Source organism: Pseudomonas sp. RIT778 (assembly GCF_019718735.1).
Classification (GTDB): domain Bacteria; phylum Pseudomonadota; class Gammaproteobacteria; order Pseudomonadales; family Pseudomonadaceae; genus Aquipseudomonas; species Aquipseudomonas aphyarum.
Genome location: NZ_JAIHBA010000024.1, coordinates 1 through 16647, shown reverse-complemented (window position 1 = coordinate 16647; position 16647 = coordinate 1). Strand labels below are relative to the sequence as shown.

The 16647-nt window shown below is 63.0% G+C and carries 16 protein-coding genes; 10 read left to right on the top strand and 6 right to left on the bottom strand.

The annotated features are described in order from the left end of the window. The first annotated feature begins 62 nt into the window (after positions 1-62). The gene (locus tag K5E37_RS17545; protein WP_309475633.1) at positions 63-839 is read left to right on the top strand and encodes a response regulator transcription factor; all 777 of its coding nucleotides are present in this window, start codon (positions 63-65) and stop codon (positions 837-839) included. A 22-nt stretch (positions 840-861) separates the two neighbouring features. On the opposite strand, the gene K5E37_RS17540 is transcribed toward K5E37_RS17545, so the two are convergent. Next, a complete protein-coding gene (locus tag K5E37_RS17540; protein ID WP_007958451.1) occupies positions 862-1269 on the bottom strand; it encodes a response regulator in 408 nt (135 codons plus the stop codon). A 71-nt stretch (positions 1270-1340) separates the two neighbouring features. Beyond that, complete coding sequence (locus K5E37_RS17535; RefSeq protein ID WP_240665000.1) at positions 1341-1547, bottom strand: Flp family type IVb pilin; 207 nt, start codon at positions 1545-1547, stop codon at positions 1341-1343. A gap of 340 nt (positions 1548-1887) precedes the next feature. Here K5E37_RS17535 and cpaB point away from each other — a divergent pair, with 340 nt between their 5' ends. The 8 genes from cpaB to K5E37_RS17495 are packed head-to-tail and all read left to right on the top strand — an operon-like array spanning position 1888 to position 9357. After that, on the top strand, positions 1888-2829 hold the full coding sequence (cpaB, locus tag K5E37_RS17530) for a Flp pilus assembly protein CpaB (protein ID WP_085609190.1): 942 nt from the start codon (positions 1888-1890) through the stop codon (positions 2827-2829). 20 nt (positions 2830-2849) lie between these two features. After that, on the top strand, positions 2850-4073 hold the full coding sequence (locus K5E37_RS17525) for a type II and III secretion system protein family protein (protein WP_085609189.1): 1224 nt from the start codon (positions 2850-2852) through the stop codon (positions 4071-4073). Continuing rightward, positions 4070-5260, top strand: coding sequence for a Flp pilus assembly protein, ATPase CpaE (locus K5E37_RS17520; RefSeq protein ID WP_007958455.1), 1191 nt, complete (start codon positions 4070-4072; stop codon positions 5258-5260). Before K5E37_RS17525 ends, K5E37_RS17520 begins: the two co-directional genes overlap by 4 nt. After that, a complete protein-coding gene (locus tag K5E37_RS17515) occupies positions 5257-6525 on the top strand; it encodes a CpaF family protein (protein WP_085609188.1) in 1269 nt (422 codons plus the stop codon). Before K5E37_RS17520 ends, K5E37_RS17515 begins: the two co-directional genes overlap by 4 nt. 18 nt (positions 6526-6543) lie before the next feature. After that, positions 6544-7428: a type II secretion system F family protein gene (locus K5E37_RS17510; protein ID WP_085609187.1), complete on the top strand. Its 885-nt coding sequence runs from the start codon at positions 6544-6546 to the stop codon at positions 7426-7428. Between the two features lies 1 nt (position 7429). Beyond that, complete coding sequence (locus K5E37_RS17505) at positions 7430-8314, top strand: type II secretion system F family protein (RefSeq protein ID WP_007958458.1); 885 nt, start codon at positions 7430-7432, stop codon at positions 8312-8314. Positions 8315-8348: 34 nt separating this feature from the next. Then, complete coding sequence (locus K5E37_RS17500; protein ID WP_007958459.1) at positions 8349-9071, top strand: tetratricopeptide repeat protein; 723 nt, start codon at positions 8349-8351, stop codon at positions 9069-9071. A 16-nt stretch (positions 9072-9087) separates the two neighbouring features. Further along, on the top strand, positions 9088-9357 hold the full coding sequence (locus K5E37_RS17495; protein ID WP_007958460.1) for a DUF3613 domain-containing protein: 270 nt from the start codon (positions 9088-9090) through the stop codon (positions 9355-9357). Positions 9358-9397: 40 nt separating this feature from the next. Here K5E37_RS17495 and K5E37_RS17490 read toward each other — a convergent pair whose 3' ends face one another. From K5E37_RS17490 to K5E37_RS17475, 4 genes are all read right to left on the bottom strand, one after another. After that, positions 9398-11068, bottom strand: a complete 1671-nt coding sequence (locus K5E37_RS17490; protein ID WP_221534653.1) for a ShlB/FhaC/HecB family hemolysin secretion/activation protein — start codon at positions 11066-11068, stop codon at positions 9398-9400. A 135-nt stretch (positions 11069-11203) separates the two neighbouring features. Further along, entirely contained in the window at positions 11204-12727 is a 1524-nt protein-coding gene (locus tag K5E37_RS17485) for a collagen-like triple helix repeat-containing protein (RefSeq protein WP_221534733.1), read from the bottom strand. 318 nt (positions 12728-13045) lie between these two features. Further along, entirely contained in the window at positions 13046-13900 is an 855-nt protein-coding gene (locus tag K5E37_RS17480; RefSeq protein WP_221534650.1) for a MaoC family dehydratase, read from the bottom strand. A 2-nt stretch (positions 13901-13902) separates the two neighbouring features. After that, positions 13903-15255 (bottom strand): 3-oxoacyl-ACP reductase, encoded by a 1353-nt coding sequence (locus K5E37_RS17475; protein ID WP_085609182.1) that lies wholly within the window; start codon positions 15253-15255, stop codon positions 13903-13905. Positions 15256-15432: 177 nt separating this feature from the next. Between K5E37_RS17475 and K5E37_RS17470 the strand changes: the two genes are divergently transcribed. Further along, positions 15433-16647, top strand: a 1215-nt coding sequence (locus K5E37_RS17470; protein WP_221534648.1) for an acetyl-CoA C-acetyltransferase, incomplete at its 3' end; no start/stop codon positions are given.

The window sequence follows — 16647 nt, the reverse complement described above, 5'->3', positions numbered from 1 at the left end:
TTATACAGCCGACGGCTGACGGTACAGGAATGGTCAGCTTTGGCCTGGGCATGGAGTGGCACGTGAACAAGCTTACATCTGCGGTAAAAGTCCTCGTTGTCGACGATCAGCCTCTGATCGTCGAAGAACTCTGCGAATTTCTCGAGAGCAGCGGCTACCGCTGTGTGCCGTGCGAGTCCAGTAAAGAGGCGATCGAGCGTTTTTCGGACGACCTCGCGATCGGACTGGTGCTGTGCGATCTGCACATGCCGGACATGGACGGCATTCAACTGGTGCAGGAACTGCAACGGCTGGCCGGCAAACACCGGGCGTTCGAAGCGATCATGCTCACCGGCCGCGCCGACAAGCAGGACGTGATCAAGGCCTTGCGCGCCGGGATTGCCGACTACTACCAGAAACCGGTCAATCTCGATGAATTGCTCGAAGGCCTGCAACGCCAGGAAACGGTGCTGCAGGAGCGGCAGAAAACCCTGCAACTGGGCCATCTGAACCAGAAGCTTCAGGACCTGTCGTCGTCCATCGACGATCTTTATCAGGATCTGGACAAGGTGCGTCGAGGGCCGGCGCCGGTCAGCGACGAAACCGCCCGCGAGACCGGTGAACTGGAGATCCCGGCGATCTTCAATCAGCTGTCGCCGCGGCAACTGGACGTGGCGCGCCTGGTGGGCAAGGGGCAGACCAATTATCAGATTGCCTGTGAGCTGGGCATCACCGAAAACACCGTGAAGCTTTACGTTTCGCAGGTGTTGCGCCTGACCCACATGCATAACCGCACGCAGTTGGCGCTGGCGTTATCGCCGGGCAATTCCGGTTTGCGTCAGCGGGTAACCGCCCACTGAACCACACTGCCGGGCATTCTCTTTACCCGGCATTAACCTTTGGCTTGGGAAACAGGTTGTCGAGGGTTTCCAGCAGCCGCACGTGATAGATCGGTTTGCGAAACAGGTCCAGCACCTGCAACCGCAGCATGTCGCTCACGTCCTCCATGTCCGCATGTCCCGACGTCACGATCACCGGCAGATGCTGGCGCGAGGTGTGCTCGCGCAAACGCTTGATCAGCGACATGCCGCTCTCTTCCGGCATGCGCAGATCGGTGATCACCAGGGCGATATCGGGATGGCGGGTCAGGTGATGCAGGGCGAGTTTGACCGATGTGGCGGTATGACAGACGAAGCCTTCGCCTTCCAGCAACTCCGCCAGCTCCAGCAACGCGTCCTCTTCGTCGTCAACCAGAAGCAACTGTTGGCGTGGGGAAGAAGACACGTTCATGGGCAGTACCTGAAAGCTGAATGGAAGATCGAGTGTAGCCCGACATCAGCAAGGTGCTGGCGCAACTTCGATTACGGAGTTGGCCGGGTTTGCGCAGTGCCGCCCAGCGACACCAGGACGTTGTTGAAGATCGCCAGCATACGATCACCCAGCGGGGTGACAAAAACGACAACCACCACGGCGACCATGGCCACGACGATGGCGTATTCGATTGCCGAAGCGCCCTCTTCATGTTTGTACAACAGCAGGGCTTTGGCCATTAAATAATCAACGATCATTCGAAACATGTGCCCACTCCTTTGCGCTCCTGGCGCCGATGAAACGGCAGCGGCAAAGCGTTCGCCGTGCCATTTGAGCATTGTCAACAAACCCCCTCCCAACAACTGTAAGAACGGATTAGTCATAAAGGATTAGTCGCTTCGTCTCTCCCGGTATTTCGACTGCTAATTGGCCAACACCCATACTTTCGTGGGTTATTTGCCTGTCAGTAATGGCGTTTTGGCTTGTTTCAGCTAGCGTGGAAATAGCGAAATAGTTGGATGTTCATAGCTGCCTGATTGCGATGTTCCCTTGGTAGGAAGTGCGGGCTGGTAGTGCAGCAGGAAAGGGAGAGCCGTCATGAACAGTCGTGTGACCATGGGCCTTGCAGCGGTGCTTTTACTGGGCGCCATCGTTGTCGGATATTGGGGCCTGGTGCTCAGCCGCCAACCCGCTCCGGTGGCCGAGGCTCCCGCGCCGACGGTGGTCACCGTCGAAAAAACCGTCGCTGCCGCCGAAGACCAGACCCGTCAACCTGTCGTGGTGCTGGTGCGTGACGTCCCGCCATTCACCCCCCTTACTGCCGCCGATCTGGCCGTTGAAAAACTGCTCAGCGCCCCCGCCGGCAGCCTCGGCACCATCGAGCAGGCCGTGGGCCGCACGCCGTGGCGCCACCTGAGCGCCGGCACCTGGCTCAACGAAGAAAGCTTCGAGGCTGGCGGCACACTGGCGCGCATGATCCACAGTGACGAGCGCGCACTGGCCGTGTCGGTCGATGAAGTGATCGGTGCGGCCGGGCAGTTGATCCCCGGGGATTACGTCGACGTGCTGTTGTACCTGCGCCAGGACGCCAGCAATCCGCAGCAGTCGGCACAGATTGTGGTACCGGCCATGCGCGTGCTGGGAGTCGGCGAACAGTACGGCCTGACCAACGACGGTCAGCCGTCCGCTCCCGCAATGAGTGCCGACGACAAGATCAAACAGGACCAGCGCCGGCTCACCGCGCGCACCGTGGTGCTGGCGGTGCCTGAACAATTGTTGAGTCGACTGATGCTCGCCACCCAGGTCGGGACGTTGCGCCTGGCCGTGCGCAGCAGTGAAGAACAGCGCCTGGCCAAGTACTGGGCCGGCGAAAGTCAGGCACCGGACAAACTGGTTGCCGCCAACAGTCAACTCTTCCAGTTCACGCAGCTGGCGCTGGGGACAGCGCCGAAAGCGTTGTCGAGCGGCGACCAAGCTGTGGCGGCACGGCCCGCAGTGGAAGTGATTCGCGGCAATCAGACCAACCAACAAAACCCATGACTGAGCAAGGATCCAAGTGCATGCAGAGTCGTTCCTGGCCGACCTTCAATCCCGTGCTCCGGGCCTTGCTGCTGATGGGACTGTCAATCAATGCCGCGCACGCGGCTACCGGCAACTGCGCGGCCCTCGGGCGCTTGCCGCCGGTGATCGAAATCAACGAAGGCTGGCAGCAGGACATGCAATCACCGGTGGCGATCACACGCCTGGCCATCGGTGATCCGAAAATCGCCGACGTGCATGCCAATGGCAATTCCTCGTTCCTGCTCACTGCCGTGGCGCCGGGCGCTACCAGTCTCATGGTCTGGACCGGCTGCTCCAGCGAGCCGCGTCAGAGCATGGTCTTCGTCAAGGGCGCCGCCACTTCGGCCCTCACCAACACCAGTGCGCTGCCGTCGGATGATGCGCTGTTGCCCTCGCAGGTGCAGACCGACATTCGCTTCGTCGAAGTCAGCCGCACCAAGCTCAAGCAGGCGTCGGCTTCGCTGATCGGCACCCGCGGCAACTTCCTGTTCGGCTCACCCGGAACCCTGCCGCCCATCGACGGCGTCCCGCAACCGCGATTGCCGGTGGACAACGCGCTGTTCAACTTCTCGTGGATCGGCGGCAAGACCATGGCGATCATCAATGCCCTCGAGGGCAGCGGCTTCGCCTACACCCTGGCGCGGCCAAGCCTGGTGGCTCTCAATGGGCAAAGCGCAAGTTTCCTCGCGGGCGGGCAGATTCCGATTCCGGTGCCCAGCTCCGGTAGCGACAACGTGTCGATCGAATACAAGGAATTCGGCATCCGCCTGACCCTGACGCCCACCATCATCAGCCACGATCGCATCGCCCTGAAAGTGGCACCGGAAGTCAGCGAACTGGATTTCAGCAAAGCGGTGAACATCGCCGGCACCACGGTGCCGGCCCTGGCCATCCGTCGCACGGACACCAGCATTTCCCTGGCCGATGGCGAGAGTTTTGTCATCAGCGGTCTGATCAGCACCACCAACTCATCCCAGGTCGACAAGTTTCCGGGGTTGGGCGATATCCCGGTGCTCGGGGCGTTTTTCAAAAGCTCGCAGATCAAACGCGAAGAGCGTGAGCTGCTGATGATCGTCACCCCGCATCTGGTGCGCCCGCTCTCGGCGGAGGCACAACTGCCGTCGTTGCCGGGTGAAAAACTGCGCAACTACGATCCGAATTTCTACCGCATGTTCTTCCTGGAAAACGGTAACTTCGACAAGCGCAGCGGGTTGTCCCAATGAGCCAGAGCCTGAGTCAGACCTTCCTCGCCATCACCCGCAACAACACTGATCTGGAGTGGCTGCAAAGCGCGCTTGCGCCGTTGGGTCAGGTGGTCAGTGCCGGTGGCGGCAGCCTCGACGAATTGCTCGCGCTGGTGGACGTCACCTTCGCCAGCCTGGTGTTCGTCGGTCTCGACCGTGAACACGTGGTGGCCCAGAGCGCGCTGATTGAAGGCGCGCTGGAGGCCAAGCCGATGCTGGCGATCGTTGCCCTCGGCGATGGCATGGACAATCAGCTTGTACTAAATGCGATGCGCGCCGGGGCACGGGATTTCGTCGCCTATGGTTCGCGCTCCAGCGAAGTGGCCGGGCTGGTGCGGCGCTTGAGCAAGCGCCTGCCGCCGGTGACTCATAACGCACAACTGGGCGGTCTGACGGTGTTGTACGGTGTACAGAGCAGTTCCGACGGCGCGCTACTGGCCAACCATATGGCACTGGTGGTGCAAAAGAGCGGACAGCAGACGCTGCTGCTGGATCTAGGTCTGCCCCGTGGCGACAGCCTGGCGTTGCTGGGGCTGGAGAGTTCGTTTCACTTCGGCGATGCCTTGCGTCACCTGCGCAGGCTCGACGCCACGTTGATCGACAGTGCGTTCACCAGCGCCGAAGCGGGGCTGCGGATTCTGGCGTACGCCGACAACGACGAGCCGCTGGAAAGCACCAGCGCCGCCGAGCTGTACATGTTGCTCAGCGCCTTGCGCCAGCACTTCCAGCACATCGTCGTGAACCTCACCGGCCAGCCCGACAGCGAAGCCCTGCGCACCTTCGTCAGTCATTGCGACAAGCTGCTGTGGTACACCGACCAGAGCGTTCTCGATTGCCGGCGCAATCTGGCGGTGTTCAATCTGTGGCGGGAAAAAGGCATGAAACTCGATCACGGACGGCTGCTGGTCGACCGCTATCTGAGCAACGTCGCGCCGGATGCGGACACCCTCGGCAAGACCTTCAACCTGGAAGTGATCGCCGTGCTGGCCTTGAGTCCGGAGCTGCGCATGAACGCCAAGAACCAGGGCGTCAGCCTGTTTGAACTGGCCCCCCGGGAAAAACTCACCCAGAGCCTGCGGGTGCTCGGCGAACGGCTGGCCAAACGCTCCGAAGGCCTGGCCAAACCCAAGGTCACCTGGTTCGACCGGTTGCGAGGCACCTCATGAGCCCGGAAAAACTCTTCGGTGCGCCGGCGCGTGGCCAGTCGGGCAACACCGACCACGAAGGCCTGAAACTGGTCCTGCATCGGTACATCATCGATGCCATCGAGGAGTCCGGGAAAAACCTGCTGGAAGGCTCGCGGCAGTTGCTGGCGCAATTTGTCACCGACAAGGTCGCCGAATACATCGCCCGTTTGCATCTGGCGATTTCACGTTACGAGATGGAGCGGCTGGCGGAAGAAATCGTCGATGAGCTGACCGGATTCGGCCCTCTGGAAGTGTTGCTGCGTGACAGCGCCGTGACCGAGATTCTGGTCAACGGCCCGCACCGGGTGTTCGTCGAGCGCGACGGCGTACTGCATCAGAGTGACCTGCGTTTCATCGATGCCCATCACGTCGAACGGGTCATGCAGCGCATTCTGGCGCCGCTCGGGCGCCGGCTGGACGAGTCTTCGCCGATGGTCGATGCACGCCTGCCGGACGGCAGCCGGGTCAACGCGATCATCCCGCCGATTGCCCTCGACGGTCCGTGCCTGTCGATTCGAAAATTCCGCAAGGACATGCTCAAGAGCAGCGACCTGATTGCGATGCAGACCATCGACCTGCCGATTTTCGAGTGCTTCCAGGAGGCCGTGGGCAAACGCTGCAACATCCTGATCAGCGGCGGCACGGGCACCGGCAAGACCACGCTGCTGAACATTCTCAGCCAACTCATCAACCCCCACGAACGGTTGGTGACCATCGAAGACGTCGCCGAACTGCAACTCGGCCATCCTCACGTGGTGCGCCTGGAAACCCGGCCGCCGAATGCCGAGGGCCATGGCGAGGTCAAGGCCAGCGACCTGATCCGTAACGCCCTGCGGATGCGTCCGGACCGGATCATTCTCGGCGAGATCCGCGGCGTCGAAGTGCTCGACGTGTTGACGGCGATGAACACCGGTCACGACGGCTCGATGAGCACGGTTCACGCCAACAACGCCCAGGATGCATTGCTGCGTCTGGAAACGCTGGTCGGCCTGACCGGGCGCACGGTGGCCGAACGCACCCTGCGGCAGATGATCTGCGCGGCGCTCGACGTGATCATTCAATTGACCCGGATGCCCGACGGCCGCCGCTGTGTCAGTGAAGTGGTGGAAGTGGTCGGCGTGCGCGAAGACGTGTACGTCACCAACACCCTGTTCCGTCTGGATCGGCGCACCGGTTTCGGCTTCCTGCGCGAGGCGGTCAATCCGGCCGGTGACAAGTTGCGGCACGAGTCGAGTCTGGGCTGAGCGCATGGAGCCTTCGTCATGATCGGACCGGTGATCCTGATCGTCCTCTGCCTGCTGTTGCTGGGGCTGTCGATTCGCCTGTTCCTGCAGGGTGTGCGCAAGACCGCCAACGAACGGGTGCTCTCGCGCCTCGCCGCCGGGCAGCCCCAGGGCGTTGCCGAAAAAACCTCGTGGACCGGGCTGGAGCGGATGTTTTTGCGGGCCGGCCTCGGCCGGCCGAACGAGCACTTCGGGCTTTGGCTGTCGTTGTGGGTTGTGGCCATGATGCTGGGTTACCTGCTGGCCGACTGGATCGGTCTGCTGGTGCTGATACTCGCGCCGCCGCTGATTCTGCGGCTGTACATCGCGTGGCGATATCGGCGTCGGCTCAATCGGATGATCGAACAGTTGCCGCAGTTGCTCGACCACACCGTGCGCAGCCTCAAGTCCGGCCGGACCCTGAGCGATGCAGTGATGGGCGGCATCGAAACCAGTGAGGACCCGTTGAAAGCCGCGATGGGCCGGGTGCAGCGCAACGTGCAGCTGGGGGTGAACCTGCCGGACGCGGTCAGCGATTTCGCCGAGCTCTACGAGCAGGACGAACTGCGCATGTTCGCCTTGGGCCTGAAGGTCAACCACCGCTACGGCGGCAACGCCAGCGAGTTGCTGGAGAACCTGATCAAGCTGATTCGCGAACGCGACCAGGGTGCCCGGCAACTGCGCGCGCTGACCGGCGAAACCCGGATGACCGCGTGGGTGCTCGGATCGCTGCCGGTGATCCTGGTCAGTTACTTCATGCTGACCAATCCCGGCTACATGCTCGGTATGTGGAACGACTCGGGCGGTCGGACCATGCTGATTATCGCGGTGGTGTTGCAGGTCTCCGGTTGCCTGGCGCTGTGGCGCATGTTGAGGAGTGTCTGACATGCTGATGCTCGCCAGTCTCATGCTGTTGCTCGGGGCGCTGTTGCTGGTCGGCAATCACCTGCTGACCGAGCGGCGTCGAGTGCGTCAGGTCAACCAGCGTCTGCAGGGGCACCTGGTGCGCGAGAACCGTTTCGGCAACTGGCTGCGGGCATTGGGCAGCAGTCGGTTCGGCCAGCGCTCGGTGAGCATCGACAGTGAAACCCAGACCCTGCTCAGCCGTCTTGGCTGGCGCCGGGCCAGCGAGCGCTCGCTGTTTGCCGCCTGCCAGATCGGCACGCCGCTGCTGACGCTGGGGCTTGGCCTGTTTCTGAAGGAAGTGTTTTTCCCCCTCGCCCCCAACGGCTGGCTGGTGCCGATGATCGCCACCGGCGTTGGTTATCTTGTGCCCAAACGCCTGCTGGCGTACGCCGCTGGCCGGCGGCAGAAAATCATCGCGGTGGAAGTGTCGACGTTCATCCCGCTGCTGCGGATCCTGTTCGAATCCGGCATGGCTGTCGAACAGGCCCTGCGTGTGCTCAGCATCGAGGGGCAGAAACTGCTGCCGGAGCTGACCAGCGAACTGCGCCTGATTCTGGCCCGCGTCGACTCGGGCCTGGAGCTCGGACAGGAGCTGAACAAGGCGGCCGCGATGCTGGCGGTGGATGAGTTCACTGACACCTGCGTGATCCTGCAACAACTGATTCAACAGGGCGGCGGGGCGATGAAATCGCTGCTGACGCTCAAGCAACTGCTGGATGACCGACGCCTGACACGCTTGCAGGAATACATCTCGAAGATGTCGGCGAAGATGTCGGTGGTCATGATGCTGTTGCTGTTCCCGGCCTTGCTGATCGTTCTGGCGGGCCCGGGTTTCACCGCAATCACCCGGGCGTTTGCGTCCTGACAATGAAAATGACTATGGCGATGGAGAGCGATGGATGAAAGCACTGATGGTTGTGGCAAGTCTGTTGCTGCTCGGCGGTTGCGCAACGGACGGTCAGGCGCCGTGGACGACGATGCTGGCGCCGGCCAGTTGCAGCAAGCTGAGTTCCGAACAGGAGCTGTCGCTGAACCTGGCCGATGATCTGGTCAACGACGGCAAGCTGCACGCCAGCCTGGCCAACCTGCAGGGGCTGCCCGACAACCTCGTCGAGGTACGCCTGCGCAAGGCCAAGGTCTATCGCCTGCTGGGACGCAGCGAAGCCGAGCCGTTGTATCGCAGCCTGCTCGGCACGTGCCTGAATGCCGACGCCGAACATGGCCTGGGCCAGTTGTATGCCGCCCGTGGCGACAACGGTCAGGCGCAGGCCCACCTGCAACGGGCGGCGCGGCTGGCGCCGACCAATGAAGACATCCGCAACGATCTGGGCGTGGTGTACCTCAATCAGCTGCGGCTCGAAGACGCTCGCTTCGAGTTTCTGACGGCCATCGAGTTGAAGCAGAACAATCAATTGGCGACGCTGAATCTGGTGACCCTGCTGCTCTACCAGAACAACTGGCAGCAAGCTGCGGAAGTGGTCAGCCGCGCGCACCTGACCCCGGAACAGTTCACCGATGCCCAGGAACGCGCGGAGAAACTCAAGTCACCGGTCAAGGCCAGACCTGTCGCTGGCAATCAGGTCGCGGTGGCGGTGGATGCGCAACCGGCGACGATCAAGTGAGCCTCAAGGAGCTGCCATGAACACGTTCAAGACTCTGTGCTGCCTGAGCCTGCTGAGTCTGCCGCTCGGCGCACTGGCCATCGATGCCGGCCCGGCCTCGGCCCAGCAGCAGGAAACCGAAGGCTGGCTGTTGCTGCAAAGCCGCAACAAGGCTGCGTCCCCCGATCCGCAGGCGGCCACGGCCACCGAGCGTGAGCTGGCGATGCAGCGCTGGCTGAAGAAGTACAAATATGAGATTCCCGATTTCTACGACCCGGATGCGGGTGGCAAGATCGAGAAGCAGTAGTCGCGCTTCGCAGGCCACCGCCGTTGCCTGCGGCAGCGGCCTATAACTGATAGCTGAAACTGATGCTGTAGCGCGGCCGACGGTTGAACGTATCGAACGCTTCATCGGACATCGCCTTGGCGGCTTCCAGGGCGATGTTGTAGTACTTCGCATCGCCAAATCTCAGGCCGAACGCCGCCGATGACAGGTTGTTGGCCTGCACCGGCAATTCATTGAACCAGCTGCGCGAGCGGTCGAGCACGAAGTACGGTTGCAGGATGCGCACCCAGTTGCCGTCGCGGTTGAAGCTGTAGTTGATCTCGTAAGCCACGCCCCAGCCCTTGTCGCCGGATGCCTGATCGTCGGGATATCCGCGGCCGAAATTCTGCCCGCCGAACACCGCGCGCTCGCTATCGGGCAGGGTGTCGCGGCTCCAGTACAACGCAGCCGACAGCACCCCTTGCCAGTTGTCGAGGAACTTGTCGCTCTGTACCCCCGACAGGCGCACTCGGAAGAAGTCGAGGTCGATGGCGCTGTTGTTGGTGTGTGCACCCAGGCTGTCGAAGCCCTGATAGACGCCGCCACTGAGGATGCGCAGCTGTCGGGCATCGGCCTTGCGCCAGTCGCTTTCGAAGGCGAGGGCGCGGATGTCGGTGCGTTCTTCGACGCTCAGCGGGTAGCCGATCACCTTGTAGCGGGTCTTGTCGTTGACGGCGTACAGGCGCGATCCGGCGGTCAGCAATTCATCCGAGGCGGCAATCAGCGGGAGGGTGAAACCGAGCGAATAACGATCGTTTTCACGGTGCGGCTTGAGTTCCAGTCCGTTGTTCAACAGCACGTTGGTGCCGGGGTCGGCGCGATAGCGTGAGGCCGACAGGCTCAGTTGTGCGCCTTCATCGTTGATGAACTGGTTGTAGTCCAGCCGGTAGTAATGCTCGTGATCATCTCCCGGTGGAAACAGGCCGCTGAGGCTCAACTGTTCGCCCATCGACGTTTGTGAATTGCTGCTGACGCCGAGCAGGGCCTGGGTGCCGTTGCGGTTGTCTTCGGTGGTGCTCAGGGTGCTGGTGAACGGTTTGCGGCTGGCCTGGGCAACCAGTGTCGTTGCACCGTCGGTGGTGCCGGGCGGCGGCACCTGGGCCTGGATCGTCACGCCGGGAATGCGGGTCATCAGCGTGGTGTAGCGCTCGAACGTCTTGCGCGTCAGCGGGCGTTCGGCCTGGAGCTTGGCGGCCAGTCGGTCGAGCAGGGCTTTGACCCGTCCGACGTCGCCGGCGATCTGCACGTCGCGCACGTAACCTTCCACCAGCACCACGCGCGCCACGCCGTCATCGAAGGTTTGTTGTGGCAGGAAGGCGTAGGACAGCAGATAACCGTCCTGCTGGTAGCGACGGGTGATCGTGCGGGTGGCTTCGATCAGGTCGGCGAGGCTGCTCTCGCGGCCGATCAGGGGTTTGTAGATTTCGGCCAGTTCGTTCAGTGGATAGAGCGTGCCGCCTTCGATCTGCACGGTCCTGAGGTTGATCTTCGTGCCCATCAGCAACGGCTGGGCGGCCGTGGCGCCGGGATCCGGCACTTGCAGCGGCGCGGCGTTCGGCCGGTAGGCGTCGGCGGGCAGGTTCGGCACCGGCAGGTTGCGAATGGTTTCGTTGCTGTTGAGAAAGCTGGGCAGGGTGTCGGCGAGGGCGGTGGAACTGAGACTGAGCAACATCAGGGATGCCATGACGCGCATAGGACACTCCATGTTCAAACCCGCAGCACGGGGCAGGGTTTCTCCTAAGAAAAAAGCGGAAGACTCGTGGGAATCTTCCGCCCTCAACCAAGCGTAGGCGCTGTAGGTAAGGCCGTCGAATCGGCCAGGTGCAAATCAGCGATTGTTCCCTCCCAGGGCGCCGGTCAGGCCGCCGAGAACGCCGCCCAGTCCGCCGCCAGTCCCGGTGGCAGTGCCACCGTTGACCAGTCCGCCGACTGCTGTGACCGTGTTGCCCACCGTAGTGACGGTATTGCCGACCGCGGTGACGACAGGATTGGCATTGGTGCTGGCAATCGTGTTGCCGAGATTGCCGACGGCGCCGCCAACCTGGCCGGTGAGGCCGGCGACTGGAGAGCCGAGCCCGGTGGCGGCACCGACATTCTGGGTCAGGCTGGTGACCGCAGTGGTAACCGGTGCAAGTCCGGCACCCAAGTTGTTGCCCAGGGTGGCCAGTGGAGTGGTCGGGCTGGTGATCGGCGAGCCCGAGCCGCCGAGCACGGTGTTGAGCGAGGCCACGGTGTTGCCGGCCGCTGCCAGCACGCCACCGGGTGCGGCGAGAGTGCCATTGCCGTTGCTCAAGCCGGCGCCGACGTTCACGACTGCGCCGCCGACGGTTTGCAGCAAGCCATTGTTGCCCAGACCACCACCGACGCCCGTTCCCGAACCGGTGCCGTTGGCGACCAGTCCACCGGCCTTGCCGACAGCGGTGCCGACATTGCTCAAGGCACCGCCGACAGTGTTGGTCAGGGCGTTGCCGTTGCCGGCGTCGGTGACTTTGTCGCCTACTCCATCGACGGTGCTGCCGACTTTCTGCAGCAGGCCGTTGACGGGAGCACCCAGCCCCGTAGCGCTGCCGAGTTTGTCCGTGGTGCTTTCGACCATGGCAATCACCGGCACCAGTTTGCTGCCCACTTCTTTGGTAACCGAGCCGAGCGGGCCGGTGGTGGTAGCGGTGCTGAGCGTGTCACCGAGCATGGTGACTTTTTCACCGACTCCGTTGAGCAGTGGAGCGACTTTGGTCACCACACCGCCGACCACTGGAACGCTGCCGGTGGCAGTCGCCAGTTTGCCGCTGAGGTCGGACACGCCGTTGCCCACATCCTGCACCACGCCGCCGACAGCCGAAGCGGTGACGCCCAGACCGTTGTCGGTGGTCGCCAGTTTGCCGATGCCGTTGGCTACGCCGTCGCCCAGCGTGGTCACCACGTTGCCGGCGGTTTTGGCGGCACTTTGCACCACGCCACCGACAATCGGCACGCCGCTCAGGGAGTCGCCGACCTGGCCGACACCATCGCCGACGCCGCTGACGGTATTCCCGACTTCCTGCACCAGTGTGGTGGTAACCAGAGGGGTCGGAGTGCTCGGATTGGTTGGGTTGGTCGGATCCGTCGGGTTGGTCGGATTAGTTGGATTGGTCGGATCTGTCGTCCCTCCAGTGCCACCAGTACCGCCAGTGCCTGCGGTATCTCCGGTACCACCGGTGCCACCGGTGCCGCCAGTACCCGCAGTCGAACTGTCGGGGGAAGAACTGTCGGAGCTGCTGTGATGACCGCCGCCGCCACTGCTGCAACCGGCCAGACCGAGAGAGAGAATAAGGGCCAGTGCTGTTGCCGACTTGCACCACGCCTGAGCTTTCATGTGGGTTTTCATGAGGGTTATTCCTTGCACCTGTGACAACGTTCGTTGACTTCGACGGCTCGCCGGTTCTGTTGCCGGCAATGCCTTCGTCCGTTGTGCTCATATCAGTCGCAAGGCTGGATCCACGCCATTCTCAAGTTGGTATTAACGCCTTTATGCAGGGGGCGGCGAGTGCCGCCTAACGACTAATACCGAGGATATAGGCGCGCAAAAAAAAGCCTTGAAAATCAAGGCTGGGTTTCGGCGAGGGACGTTTGTGCGGCGCGGGAAAACTTAAGTGATATATACACAATTGAGCAGGTTTTCCCGGCCTCGATGTCAGGCTACCGGCTGCCAGTTGCCCACCATGTGCTCCAGATCCCCGGCGCCGATCAGGCGTAACTCACCGCTGGAACCGGCCGCGCTGGCGAACAGGCTCACCTCGCTCGGCAGGCGCACCGGTTTGCGAAAATGCACGGTGACCTCAAGCTTGGCCTTGGGCAGATGATCCGCCAGTGCCGCCAGCGTCCGGGCCTTGTTCCACAAACCATGAGCGATGGCGGTTGGGAAACCGAACAGTTTGGCGCTGGCCGCACTCAAGTGAATCGGGTTGTAGTCGCCGGAGACTTTGGCGTACTGCCGGCCGATGTCTGTCGGCGCCTTCCATTGCGCCACTTGCGCGAGGGGCAGCGTCGGCTCCCAGGTCTGTTCGACCGGGTCGCCTTCGAGCTTCACGCCACGACAGAGCATCCGGCTTTCGGCTTCCCACAACGGGCCGAGTTGATCGTCGAGGGTGGTCAGCAGATCGAAGGTCGCGCCCTTCGGATGCGGTTGCAGGTTATGCACCCGGACGCTGACTTGTGCGCGACTGATCCCGCCCATCGGCCGCAATACGCGGATGCGGTTGCTCAGATGAATCAGCCCCAGCAGCGGAAACGGAAACTCCTTGGCCGTCAGCAATTGCATCTGCAGGGCGAACGCCAGGATATGCGGATAGGTCGGCGGCAGCAGGCCGTCATCGGCGAAACCGCAGACCTTGCGATAGGCCGCCAGCCGTTTGCCATCCACCTCGACGGCGCAACGCAAACCGCTGTCGAGCAGGGTGGTGCCGGTGATCTTGCGTCGGGTCGCCGCCCGGGCATACAGCCCCGGCAGGCTCGGCTCGTGGTGCAGCGTTTGCCATTCGATGGTCATGTTCAGGCCCCCAGCACACTTTGGCCGCACACCCGCAGCGCTTGCCCGGTGAACGCGCCGGTGCCCGGTTGGGCCAGCCAGGCCACGGCTTCGGCGACGTCTTGCGGCAAGCCACCCTGGCCCAGCGAACTCATGCGCCGTCCGGCTTCACGCAGGCCGAACGGGATGTGCGCGGTCATCTGGGTCTCAATGAACCCTGGCGCCACGGCGTTGATGCTGATGCCGCGTTCGAGCAATGTCGGCGCCCAGGCCTGGGCCAGCCCGATCAGCCCGGCCTTGCTCGCCGCGTAATTGGTCTGCCCGCGATTGCCGGCGATGCCGCTGATCGACGCCAGCAGGATCACCCGCGCGTTATCGCGCAGGGTGCCGCTGTCGAGCAGGGCCTTGGTCAGCACTTGCGGGGCGTTGAGGTTGACCGCCAGCACCGCGTCCCAGAACTCGGGCGTCATGTTGGCCAGGGTCTTGTCGCGGGTGATGCCGGCGTTGTGCACCAGAATGTCGAGGCCGTCCGGCAACTGTTCGATCAGTTGCGTAGCGGCGTCTTCGGCGCAGATGTCGAGGGTGATGGCGCGCCCGCCGAGGCGAGCGGCCAGGGCTTCGAGATCGGTTTTCGCGGGCGGCACGTCGAGCAGGACCACCTCGGCGCCGTCACGGGCCAAAGTTTCGGCGATGGAGGCGCCGATGCCGCGCGCCGCGCCGGTGACCAGCGCCTTGCGCCCGGCCAGCGGGCGGGTCCAGTCGGTGACCTGAGTGGCGCAGGCCGTCAGACGAATCACTTGCCCGGACACGAAAGCGCTTTTCGGCGAGAGGAAAAACCGCAGCGGCCCTTCGAGCTGATCCTCGGCGCCTTCGCCCACGTAGATCAGTTGCAGCGTGCCGCCGCTGCGCAGCTCCTTGGCCAGTGAGCGGGAGAAACCTTCAAGCGCTCGTTGCGCGCTGGCGGCAAACGGTTCGCGCAGGGTTTCCGGGGCGCGGCCGAGAATCACCAGGTGCGCGCTGCTGTCGAGGTTCTTCATCAGCGGCTGGAAGAATTCGCGCAGCTGCTTGAGCTGGTCGGTGTGCTGCAAATCGCTGGCGTCGAACACCACGGCCTTGAGTTTCGGGCCATGGCCGGGAATCCATTGGGTGGCAGTTGCCGGCTGGTCGCCGTAGCGGTAGATCGCGTCGGTCAGGCGATTGGCGAATGCACTGACCCGTTCGGCCAGCGGCCCGCCGCCGATCAGCAGCGCACCGTCCACCGGCCGCAGGCGCCCGGCCTGCCAGCGTTCCAGCCGCACCGGCGACGGCAGGCCCAGGGCCCCGACCAGACGGTGGCCGATGGACGAGTTGGCGAAGTCGATATAGCGGTCAGACATGGAACGCTCTCCAGAAGATGGGGTTCAAAGTGTGGACTGCGAAGGGCAATCAATCGTTCGATCCACGCAATAAGGCCTACGCTAGAACAGCAGAGTAGTTTGCCCTCGGCGCTTTTGTGGCCCGACCGGGTTTTCAGCGCTCGATTTTCAGACCGGATATTTCACAAGGAGCATTTCATGAGTCAGCTGCGCCGCGTCGCGATCATTGGTGGCAACCGCATTCCGTTCGCCCGTTCCAACGGGCCGTATGCCACCGCGAGCAATCAGGTGATGCTCACCGCCGCCCTCGAAGGCCTGATCGAACGCTACAACCTGCACGGCCAGCGCATCGGCGAAGTGGTCGCGGGGGCGGTGCTGAAATTGTCACGGGATATGAACCTGACCCGCGAATGCGTGCTCGGCTCGCGTCTGTCGCCAGCCACCCCGGCCTATGACATTCAGCAGGCTTGCGGCACCGGCCTGGAAGCCGCTTTGCTGGTGGCGAACAAGATCGCCCTCGGCCAGATCGATTGCGGCATTGCCGGCGGCGTCGACACCACGTCCGACGCGCCGATCAGCGTCAGCGAAGGCCTGCGCAAGATCCTTCTGCAAGCCAACCGCGCCAAGACCACCGGCGACAAGCTCAAGACCTTCCTGCAATTGCGCCCGAGACACCTGATCCCCGAGTTTCCGCGCAACGGCGAACCGCGCACCGGCCTGTCGATGGGCGAGCACTGCGAGTTGATGGCGCAGACCTGGAACATCCCCCGCGAGGAACAGGATCAATTGGCCTTCGAAAGCCATCACAAACTGGCGGCGTCCTACAGCGAAGGCTGGCACAACGACCTGATGACCCCGTTCCTCGGCCTCACCCGCGACAACAACCTGCGCCCGGACCTGACCCTGGAGAAACTCGCGACCCTGAAACCGGCCTTCGAAAAAAGCGCCAAGGGCACGCTGACCGCCGGCAACTCCACGCCGCTGACTGATGGCGCCTCGGTGGTGCTGCTGGGTAGCGAGGAGTGGGCGAAGGAGCGTGGTCTGCCAATCCTCGCGTATCTGCGCGACGGCGAAGCGGCGGCGGTGGATTTCGTCAACGGCGCCGAAGGGCTGCTGATGGCTCCGGTATATGCGGTACCACGGTTGCTGGCGCGCAATGGTTTGACCTTGCAGGACTTCGACTACTACGAAATCCACGAAGCCTTTGCCGCGCAAGTGTTGTGCACGTTGAAGGCCTGGGAAGATCCGGAATACTGCAAGACCCGGTTGGGGTTGGATGCGCCGCTGGGCTCGATTGATCGCAGCCGTTTGAACGTCAAGGGCAGCTCGCTGGCGGCGGGGCATCCGTTTGCTGCGACGGGCGGGCGGATCGTGGCGAACCTGGCGAAGTTGCTGGATGCGGCGGGGCAGGGG